The 7,075-nt window shown below is 70.2% G+C and carries 7 protein-coding genes; 3 read left to right on the plus strand and 4 right to left on the minus strand.

What is annotated here, in order from left to right; all coding sequences use genetic code 11:
- Nucleotides 1-2 precede the first annotated feature (2 nt).
- From FIF60_RS14335 to FIF60_RS14350, 4 genes are all read right to left on the minus strand, one after another.
- Entirely contained in the window at nucleotides 3-1,307 is a 1,305-nt protein-coding gene (locus FIF60_RS14335; RefSeq protein WP_204251204.1) for a TRAP transporter large permease, read from the minus strand.
- Complete coding sequence (locus FIF60_RS14340) at nucleotides 1,304-1,786, minus strand: TRAP transporter small permease (protein WP_144186777.1); 483 nt, start codon at nucleotides 1,784-1,786, stop codon at nucleotides 1,304-1,306. The genes FIF60_RS14335 and FIF60_RS14340 overlap by 4 nt, the downstream gene beginning before the upstream one ends.
- A gap of 31 nt (nucleotides 1,787-1,817) precedes the next feature.
- Nucleotides 1,818-2,807: a TRAP transporter substrate-binding protein DctP gene (dctP, locus tag FIF60_RS14345; RefSeq protein ID WP_144186778.1), complete on the minus strand. Its 990-nt coding sequence runs from the start codon at nucleotides 2,805-2,807 to the stop codon at nucleotides 1,818-1,820.
- A gap of 102 nt (nucleotides 2,808-2,909) precedes the next feature.
- Nucleotides 2,910-3,425 (minus strand): TlpA family protein disulfide reductase, encoded by a 516-nt coding sequence (locus FIF60_RS14350; protein ID WP_239451639.1) that lies wholly within the window; start codon nucleotides 3,423-3,425, stop codon nucleotides 2,910-2,912.
- 67 nt (nucleotides 3,426-3,492) lie between these two features.
- Between FIF60_RS14350 and argH the strand changes: the two genes are divergently transcribed.
- The 3 genes from argH to FIF60_RS14370 form a co-directional block, all read left to right on the plus strand.
- Nucleotides 3,493-4,926, plus strand: a complete 1,434-nt coding sequence (gene argH / locus FIF60_RS14355; RefSeq protein WP_144186779.1) for an argininosuccinate lyase — start codon at nucleotides 3,493-3,495, stop codon at nucleotides 4,924-4,926.
- A 202-nt stretch (nucleotides 4,927-5,128) separates the two neighbouring features.
- Complete coding sequence (gene lysA, locus FIF60_RS14365; protein ID WP_144186781.1) at nucleotides 5,129-6,499, plus strand: diaminopimelate decarboxylase; 1,371 nt, start codon at nucleotides 5,129-5,131, stop codon at nucleotides 6,497-6,499.
- A gap of 14 nt (nucleotides 6,500-6,513) precedes the next feature.
- The coding region (locus FIF60_RS14370; protein ID WP_239451640.1) for a DUF4175 family protein at nucleotides 6,514-7,075 on the plus strand (562 nt) is incomplete at its 3' end.

Genomic DNA, 7,075 nt, shown 5'->3' on the forward strand with positions numbered 1-7,075 from the left:
GCTCAGCCCGTGTAGCCGAAGCGCCGCGGCAGCCAGAGCACGAGGCCGGGGATGAAGGCGATCAGCAGCAGCGCCCCCACCATCGCCGCGATGAAGGGCAGGAGCTCGCGCGTCACCTTCCCGAGCGGTGCGTCCGAGAGCTTCGCGACGATGAACAGCAACAGCCCATAGGGCGGCGTGACGAGCCCGATCATGATGTTCACCACCGCGACAACGCCGAAATGAACGGGGTCTATGCCAAGCGCGCGGGCGGTAGGCAGAAGCATCGGCACCACGACCAGGAGGATGGTGGTGCCTTCGAGCAGGCAGCCAAGCACGAGCAGGATCGCGTTGACGACGAGCATGAACTGCCACCGCGCCATCTCGCCGCCGCCGAGCACGAGGCGCACCGTCTGCGGAATGTTCTCGCTGACGACGACGTAGTTGAAGGCGAGCGCGCCCGCGATCAGCATGCCGATCGCTGACGTCGAGCGCCCCGCCGCAAGCACCGTGGCATAGATGTCGCGCGCCGAGAGGCTCCGGTAGAGCAGCGCGGAGACGAGGAAGGCGTAAGCGGCAGCCACGGCCGCGGCCTCCGTCGGCGTCATCACCCCGCCATAGATTCCGCCGAGCAGGATCACAGGCATCAGCAGCGCCGGCAGCGCATCCGCGGTCAGGCGCGGCATGGCGCGGAGCGGTACGCGGGCAGAGACGGGGAAGCCGTGCCGCCGCGCCATCAGCGCGTTGATCGCCATCTGCGCCACAGCCATCAGCAGGCCAGGCACGACGCCGCCGAGGAACAGGTAGCCGATCGAGGTGTCGGCCACGAGCGCGTAGAGAACCATGGGGATCGAGGGCGGGATGATCGGCCCGATCACCGCGCTCGCCGCCGTGATCGCTGCTGCGTAGGGCGCGGGATACGCGTTTCCCCGCTTCATCATGTCGATGATGATCCGCCCGCTTCCTGCGGCATCGGCGATCGCCGAGCCCGACATGCCGGCGAAGATCACGCTCTGGACGACGTTCACGTGCCCGAGCCCGCCGCGCAGCCTGCCCACGAGCATGTTGCAGAAGCCGAGCAGCCGGTCGGTCATCGTGCCGGCATTCATCAGCCCGGCGGAGAAGATGAACAGCGGTACGGCCAGCAGGATGTAGCTTCCGTTCAACCCGTTCAGCACCTGCTCGGCAGCGATCGACATGTCCTGGTCGGACGCGGCGAGGTAGAGGATCGAGCCCGTGATCATCGAAAGCCCGATCGGCAGGCCGAGAAGCGAGAGGGCGATGATCGCGCCGAGGCCGATCGAGAACGGGCTCGCGAACTCGATCACGCCGGCCTCGCAGCTTCGCCCCGCAGCGCGCGCCAGACGATCGCGGCATGCCGGATGATCATGGCGACGGCGAAGACGAGATATACGGAGAACACGAGGTCCATCCGCAGGCCGAGATAGGCCGAGCGCTCGATGCGCATGAACGCGACGTAGTCGGCGACGGCGGGAAGCGAGGCGGAGAAGACAATGACAACGACGCTGCCGGCTGCGGCATCGAAGGCACGGCGAAGCGCGGGCGACACGGCGGCATGGAGGATGTCGAAGCGGATCTCCTCCTCCTCGGAGAGCACCAGCGCCGCGCCCCAGAGGATTCCCCAGAGCCAGGCCAGAAGCGACACCTCGGTCGTCCAGCCGACGGGCGCGTTGAACACGTAGCGCATGACGATCTGGACGAGGAAGGCGAGGAACATCGCCAGGAGCAGCGCGGCGAGCACGTTCTCCGCCCGCCGCCGCGCCCAGGCGAGCGCGCGGCCGTTCATCGCCGCACCGGCACGTCGCCTTCGCCGAGTGTCAGCGGACGGCGTTGATGCGGTCGAGGATTCCCGTCGGCCAGGACTGGGCGAGCGAGGAGGCGAGGTAGCGGCGCTGCGCCTCGCTGCGGAAGGCCGCGACATCGGGCTCGTACACCTCGAGCCCCTGCGCGCGGAAGAAGGCGATCATCTCCTGCTCCTGCTCCGCGTGCCGCCGGACGCTGAGGTCGATCGCACGCTCGGCCGCGGCCGTGACGGCGCCGCGCTGGGCATCGGAAAGCCCGTCCCAGAAGCGGGCAGACACGGCGAGCAGGTCGAAGGCGACGAGGTGGCTCGTCAGCACGAACTGCGTCGTCACCTCGTGGAAGCGCATGGTCCGGCTGGTCGGAAGCGGGTTGTCCTGCCCGTCCACCGCGCCGGTCTGCAGCGCCGTGTAGAGCTCGGCGAAGGCGACGGGGGTTGGGTTCGCGCCGAGCGCCTCGCCGAGGAACTGCCAGGCCTCTCCGGGTGGCATACGCAGCTTCATCCCCGCCATGTCGGCCGGCGTGGCGATGCGCTTGCGCGGCTTCAGGTTCACGTGCCGTGTGCCGAAGTAGAGCGGGCCGAGGATGTGGATGTTGAGCTGATCCCGCGCGAGTCGGTTGAACTCCTGCCCCACCTCGCCCGAGAACACCTGGCGCATGTGCGCCGCGTCGCGGAAGAGGTAGGCCGAGGTCATCACCGACCAGGCGGGGATCTGCCGCGAGACGTCCTGCGCGGCGATGTTGGCCATCTCGAGGTTGCCGCGCTGCAGCGCGACGATCTCCGTTCCCTGGCGGAACAGCGTGGCGTTGAGGTGCAGCTCGACATCGAACTGGCTCGCGAGGTCGGAGGCGAAGCCGCGCATCGCCTCCGCGCGGATGTCCTGGTCGGAGAAGACGGCAGCGAAGCGCAGCCTGCGGCGCTGCTGGGCAAGGGCCGGCATGGCACCCCCTGCCGCCAGCGCGGCCATGCCGCCGAGCCAGAAGCGACGTCCGAACCGCGTCCGCATGTGCATTCCCCCCTCGTGCGGCTCCGCCGGCAGCCGGCGGTTGGCGGGAACGCTAGTTGCGCGCGTTGGCGCGATCAATACCGCGCGATGCAGCGCGGCGTGTCAGGTGGCGCCGGCGGTGCGCGGCGGCTCGCTTCGGCCGATGGCGCGGATCAGCCTCACCATCTCGGGCGCGTCCCACTCGGCTTCGCCGGCAAGCCGCATCGCTTCGCGCCCCTCGCGGTCGACCACGAGCGTCGTCGGCAGGCCGCGGGCGCCGAGCATGCGGGCGGCCGCCCCGCGCAGGTCGAGCCAGATCGGCAAATGCTTCACCCCCGTGCGCTCGTAGAAGCGCCGAACCACGGGCGCGCCGCCACGGTCCTGCGAGAGCGCGAGCACGCGCACATTCTCCGGCGCGAGCATGGCCTGCAGCCGGTCAAGCGTCGGCATCTCGGCGACGCAGGGCGGGCACCAGGTGGCCCAGAGGTTGATCACCAGCACGTCCCCGCGGAAATCGGCGACCGTGTGCTCGGTGCCCGCTTCGTCGTGGAAGGTGAAGGCGGGAAGCGGGCGCGGCGGGTCGAAGGCCTCGGGCACGCCCGGCTGGGCGGCCTTTCCTTGCCGGGGCAGGGCGGGCATGGCACAGGTCAGCAGAGAGGCAACCAGCGCCTGCCGCCTTGCCCACATCGCTGTCCCGGACACACCCATGCCAGATACCTCCTCGCCAGACACCAAGAAGCCGGACACTCCGAAGCCGGAAGCCAATGCGCTGTGGGGCGGGCGCTTCGCCGGCGGCCCCGCCGCCATCATGCAGGAGATCAACGCCTCCATCGGCTTCGATCGCAGGATGTGGCGCCAGGACGTCGCCGGGTCCAGGGCCCACGCTGCCATGCTCGCGGCGAAGGGCATCATCTCCGAGGCCGATCTGGCCGACATCTCGCGCGGACTTGATCAGGTCGCGGCGGAGATCGAGGCAGGCAGCTTCGTGTTCGACATCGCCCAGGAAGACATCCACATGGCCGTGGAGGCGCGGCTGATCGCGCTGGTCGGCGATGCCGGGCGGCGGCTGCACACCGCGCGCAGCCGCAACGACCAGGTGGCGCTCGACGTCCGCCTCTGGGTGCGCGATGCGATCGACCAGCTCGACGCGCAGATGGTGGAGCTGATGCGCACCCTGGTCGAGCAGGCCGAGCGGAACAACGACCTGCCGATGCCCGGCTTCACCCACCTGCAGATCGGCCAGCCCGTCACCTTCGGCCACCACATGCTCGCCTATGTCGAGATGCTGGCGCGCGACCGCTCCCGCTTCGCAGATTGCCGCGCGCGTCTGAACGAATGCCCGCTCGGGGCGGCCGCGCTCGCCGGCACCTCCTTCCCGATCGACCGGCACATGACCGCCCAAGCGCTCGGCTTCGCGCGGCCGATGGCGAACTCGCTCGATGCGGTGAGTGACCGCGACTACGCGCTCGAGTTCCTCTCCGCTGCCTCGACGTGTGCCATCCACCTCTCGCGGCTGGCCGAGGAGATCGTGATCTGGATGTCTGCGCCGTGGCGCTTCATCCGCCTGACGGACGCCTTTACCACCGGCTCCTCGATCATGCCCCAGAAGCGCAACCCCGATGCGGCAGAGCTCGTGCGGGCGAAGACGGGCCGCATCACCGGCGCCTTCGTGTCGCTCACCATGGTCATGAAGGGGCTGCCGCTCACCTATGGAAAGGACATGCAGGAGGACAAGGAACCGCTATTCGACGCGGCCGACAGCCTTGCCCTCTGCCTCGCCGCCACGGCGGGGATGGTCCGCGACATGGTGCCCGAGCCCGCCAATCTCCGCCGCTGGGCCGGCGCGGGCTTCGCCACCGCGACCGACCTGGCCGACTGGCTCGTGCGCACCCTGAACCTGCCCTTCCGCACTGCGCACCACGTCACCGGCCGCCTTGTCGCCATGGCGGAGGCCAAGGGAACCGACCTCGAGGGGCTGACGCTCGCAGAGATGCAGTCGGTCGAGAGCAGGATCACGCGCGAGGTGTTCGGGGTTCTCTCGGTCGAGAATTCCGTTGCCTCGCGAAGCTGTTACGGCGGCACAGCGCCGGCCAATGTCGCTGCCCAGGCAGCCTCGTGGCGGCAGAGGCTCGCGTCGTGACAGAGCGTCGGGGACTGGTGGTTGTTGCGCTGTCGGCACTGATCCTGGCAGCCTGCGGCAAGCGGGGCGATCCGATCCCGCCCGGGCCAGACGAGGCCGTGACCTATCCGCGCACCTATCCGCGGGAGGGCGGCCAGGGCCCGGTCGTGGATGGTCCGCAATCGGTGTTTCCGCCGACGAGCAGGGGGGTAAGGGGAAGGCCATGAGCCCATTGGACACGATCGCGCGGGAGAAGCAGGGCGACCGCTCCGGCCCCGGCTTCCGCTCGCTGCTCGCGCAACGGCCGCATCTGACGCTGACAGCGGTGGGCCTCGCCGTCGAGGCCGTGCCGCTGATCCGCATCGCCGTCGGGCATGGAACCCCCACCTGGGTGTATTCGGCGGGCGCGATCAGCCATCGCTACCGCATGATGGCGACAGCGCTTTCCGCCACCGGGCTCGATGTCCGCATCCACTACGCGCTGAAGGCGAACGATGCGCTCGCGGTGGTCACGCTTCTCGCCCGCCAGGGCGCGGGGGCCGATGTGGTGAGCGACGGCGAGCGCCGCATCGCGCGCCAGGCCGGCATCGCCGCGAAGGACATCATGTTCAGCGGCGTCGGCAAGACGGAGGCGGAGCTTCGCGCCGCGCTGGCAGACGGCACGGGCCAGATCAATGTCGAGAGCGGCGAGGAGCTCGCGATGCTCTCGGGCATTGCGCGCAGCATGGGGGTGACCGCCCGCGTGGCGCTCCGCGTGAACCCCGACGTCGATGCCGGCACGCACGAGAAGATCACAACGGGGCTCGCCGAGAACAAGTTCGGCATCCCCGCAGCCGACGCCGTCGCGCTGTACAGCCACGCCGCGGCCCTGCCCGGCATCTCCCCGGTCGGGCTTGCCGTGCATATCGGCAGCCAGATCACGTCTCTCGCCCCCTATCGAGCCGCCTATGGCGTTCTCGCCGAGCTCGTGCAGGCGATCCGCGCGGCCGGGCACACCGTCACCGCGCTCGATTGCGGCGGGGGCCTCGGCATTTCCTACGAGGACGAGGAGCCGCCGACGCCGCAGGCCTTCGCCTCGGTGCTGAAGGAGACGCTCGGCGGGCTCGACGTGAAGCTCGCGATCGAGCCGGGCCGCTGGATCGTCGGGCCGGCCGGCCTCCTGCTCACGCGCGTGGTGATGCAGAAGCAGGGCGAGCAGCGCAGATTCGTGATCCTCGACGCCGCGATGAACGACCTTCTGCGTCCTTCCCTCTACGGCGCCTGGCATGGCATCCTTCCCATCACGCCGGCGCGTTGGCGCGCCGCGCTCTCTCCGGCGGATGTCGTCGGCCCGGTGTGCGAGTCAGGCGACACCTTCGCCACGGCCCGCCCGCTGCCCGATCTGCCCGCCGGCGAGGTGGTCGCGCTGCTCGATACCGGCGCCTATGGCGCGGTGATGAGCAGCACGTACAACGCCCGGCCCCTGGCCGCGCAGGTGATGGTGAGCGGAACGGTGGATGCGGTGATCCGCCAGAGGCAGAGCTTCGAGGCGATGCGTGCGAGCGACGTGCTGCCGCCCTGGCTCGGCCCGCTTCTGCCACCACCCAGGCACTGACGACGGAGCAGCGATTGAGCACGCGACCCGACGGTACCTCGAACGAGCATCCATCCGGCGTCGCGGGCCAATCCCCGGCCAGCCCTTCGCGCGGTCCGGCCGCCTCCACGGGGCGGCCTGACGCAAGCGCGAACCCCTACGAGTTCTCGATGATGCTGGCGCGGCGGCGCTTCCTCGCCCGGGCCGCGCTGTTCTGGGAGCGGCTGTGGCCCGCGCTGTGGCCGCCGCTCGGCGTCGCGGGCGTGTTCCTCATCGTCGCCCTCTCCGGGCTGCTCGGCCTGCTGCCAGGCTGGCTGCATCTCGTGCTGCTCGTCGGCTTCGGGCTTGGCTTCGTCTGGTCGCTGTTCATCGGCTTCCGCGGCTGGCGCGTACCGGGCGAGCGCGACGGAGACAGGCGGCTCGAGCAGGCGTCTGGCCTGTCGCACCGGCCGCTCGCCATCCTCGCCGACCGCCCTGCCGCAGGCGGCGACCCGATGGCAGAGGCGTTGTGGCGCGCCCACCAGGCCCGCGCTGCGGCTGCGGCGCGCACGCTGAAGGTCGGCGCGCCGCACCCGGGCCTCGCCGCGCGCGATCGGC

This window comes from Elioraea rosea (assembly GCF_007644105.1).
Classification (GTDB): Bacteria; Pseudomonadota; Alphaproteobacteria; order Acetobacterales; family Acetobacteraceae; genus Elioraea_A; species Elioraea_A rosea.